The sequence below is a fragment of the Methylobacterium sp. J-026 genome (assembly GCF_022829585.1).
In the GTDB taxonomy this organism is placed as follows: domain Bacteria; phylum Pseudomonadota; class Alphaproteobacteria; order Rhizobiales; family Beijerinckiaceae; genus Methylobacterium.
This window is the reverse complement of the sequence record NZ_JAKSYC010000323.1, coordinates 1-2,041: the sequence shown is the minus strand read 5'-3', so window position 1 is coordinate 2,041 and position 2,041 is coordinate 1. Positions and strand designations below refer to the sequence as shown.

Below are 2,041 nucleotides of genomic sequence, written 5' to 3'. Positions count from 1 at the left end.
GCCTTCGCCGAAGGGGTGGATCTCGGCCCCCGCGGGACACAGATCCGCGCCCTGGGGGAATCGCTGGAAACGATGATCGAGGCCTTGCGCCTAGAGCTTGTCGGCCTCGTCGAGCTACTGCAGGTCGATGACGTGAAAGATGCCGTGGAGTTGGATCTCGAGCAGCTCATCCGTATGGCGACGGCCGCTCGCACCTACGGCATAGGCGAGGCTGGTTGAGGTTGCTGATTGCAGAGACAGGCCGTGAGCCGGCGCCCTGCGGTGTCCAGTTCCCCCGCCGCACCGACCCTCATGCGACTGCCCGGCCAAGGCTTCACGGGCGAGCCCCGAGGAACTGGCTCGGGCCCGCCTGTCGTCGCATGCTCGCCCGCTGCACGCCGTTTGGTGTCGCGAACGCCTCGGGCGCGCGGCTGGGGGAGGCAGGTGCTGTAGCAGCCGGCCAAAGCGGTGTCGCCTGTGTCAGCCTATCCTCAGGACCTTCCTGCCCAAGCGCTCGGCCTCCTCGCGCCACGCATCGCGCTCGGTCCGCATGGCCTCCACGAGGGCGTGCATGTTGCCGGCGTCGATCGCGGTCTCGACGAGCATGTCTTGAGCGGAGGCCAGTTGCTCGCGCAACTCGGCGTTCTCGGCCGCCAGCGCCAGGAGCAGGGCGGTTACGACGTCGCTCATCCGGACCCTCTGCGCTTAGATCAAGCCGGGGCGTCTACCTGCCGTAGAGGTCAGCTTTGCCCGAAAGGGGCCATACGGCAGCCGGATCGAGAATGTTCGCATCGATGCAGATGCTATCGGGCGTGAGCGCGATCAGCAGCCCGGCAACCAGCAAGGCCGCAATGGCTATCAGCACCAAGCCGACGCGCTCTGGATCAAGCCAACGCGCGCGCAGCATCGCGCACCCGAAGGTGAAGGTCGCTGCCTCTGTCAGCGGCACAAGGTTGGCCAGCGCCACGATGCGCTTCCTGGTTGTGAGTCCAGTGCGATCTGACTGAGCCTATTTCTGCTCGTCCAGATTGAGGGCAGCTTCAGCGGCCTTTAGACCATCGCGTGCCTTCGCCAGCGCCGCGGTTCGGGCATCACCGACCTGGTTCAGCGTCTCCAGAAAGGCATTCCAGTCGGCACGGGCTGCTTGCGGGATCTCTCCGTCGAGCTTCTGGCGCAGGCTTACCAAGCGCGCCTCCGGAGTAGCCAGCGCCGGCGCCGCTGTATCGGTATCGTAGATGCCTACCCCGCAGGTCTGATCGCCAGCCTTCGTATAATAGGTGGTCTTAGGCTCCTCGACCGTGCTGCCGGGCTTCGGGAACAGGTAGCGGATCTCCTTAACATCGCCGGCCACGGCCGTGTCCACCATCGTCTTGATGAAATAGTTGCCGGTCTTGTCATGCAGGTCGTGCACGTCGTGGCCCTGGAGGATCGGATTGGGGTGCGCGCTCATCACGCCATCGGGTCCAACGCAGAATACGTAACTATCGGCGGTGCGAAAGCCGTCCGCCCCCTTCGCGAACGCGCTGAGCGCCTTGGCCTTATCGACCATCACGGCCTTGCTCGCGCGGCTCAGCATCCATTTGGCGCCCATCTCGGCCCCAGAACCGCTATCGTCGCAGGAGAGACCAGCTTCGCTATCGCCGCAGGCGTCGGCGCTTGTGCCGATGCTCAGAACAGTCACCACGGACAGCAGGAGGGGAAGAGATACCCGGCGGATCGATGCAGGCATGGCTGGTCTCCGATACGAGTGCAGGATGAGAAAACCAAAGGCTGGGGACGCAAAGCTCATGCTGCCCGCACCGTAGCGAGGAAGCGCCCGACCTCGGCCGCGAGGTGCTCGGATTGACGGGATAGTTCGGAGGCTGCCCCCAGCACCTGGCTCGCCGCTGCACCCGTCTCCTCGGACGCACTTGCAACACCCGCGATGTTGCTGGTCACCTCGCCGGTGCCCTGGGCAGCCTGACCGACGTTGCGCACGATTTCCTGTGTCGCCGCCCCCTGTTCCTCCACGCCCGCGGCGATCGAGGTCGCCACACCGCTGATCTCGCGGATCCGCCCGGTG

At 65.4% G+C, this 2,041-nt stretch carries 4 protein-coding genes and 1 pseudogene; 1 reads left to right on the top strand and 4 read right to left on the bottom strand.

Going from position 1 to position 2,041, the window contains the following annotated elements; translation table 11 throughout:
• Positions 1-219, top strand: a 219-nt coding sequence (locus MKK69_RS27915; RefSeq protein WP_243973421.1) for a hypothetical protein, incomplete at its 5' end; no start/stop codon positions are given.
• A 240-nt stretch (positions 220-459) separates the two neighbouring features.
• Here MKK69_RS27915 and MKK69_RS27910 read toward each other — a convergent pair.
• From MKK69_RS27910 to MKK69_RS27895, 4 genes and pseudogenes are all read right to left on the bottom strand, one after another.
• On the bottom strand, positions 460-669 hold the full coding sequence (locus tag MKK69_RS27910; RefSeq protein WP_243973420.1) for a hypothetical protein: 210 nt from the start codon (positions 667-669) through the stop codon (positions 460-462).
• A gap of 34 nt (positions 670-703) precedes the next feature.
• Positions 704-946 carry a hypothetical protein gene (locus MKK69_RS27905; protein ID WP_243973419.1) on the bottom strand — a complete coding sequence of 81 codons (243 nt, stop codon included), beginning with the start codon at positions 944-946 and terminating at the stop codon, positions 704-706.
• Positions 947-988: 42 nt separating this feature from the next.
• On the bottom strand, positions 989-1,708 hold the full coding sequence (locus tag MKK69_RS27900; RefSeq protein ID WP_243973418.1) for a cache domain-containing protein: 720 nt from the start codon (positions 1,706-1,708) through the stop codon (positions 989-991).
• A 56-nt stretch (positions 1,709-1,764) separates the two neighbouring features.
• Positions 1,765-2,041 (bottom strand): annotated as a pseudogene (locus MKK69_RS27895) (methyl-accepting chemotaxis protein); the annotation flags it as partial.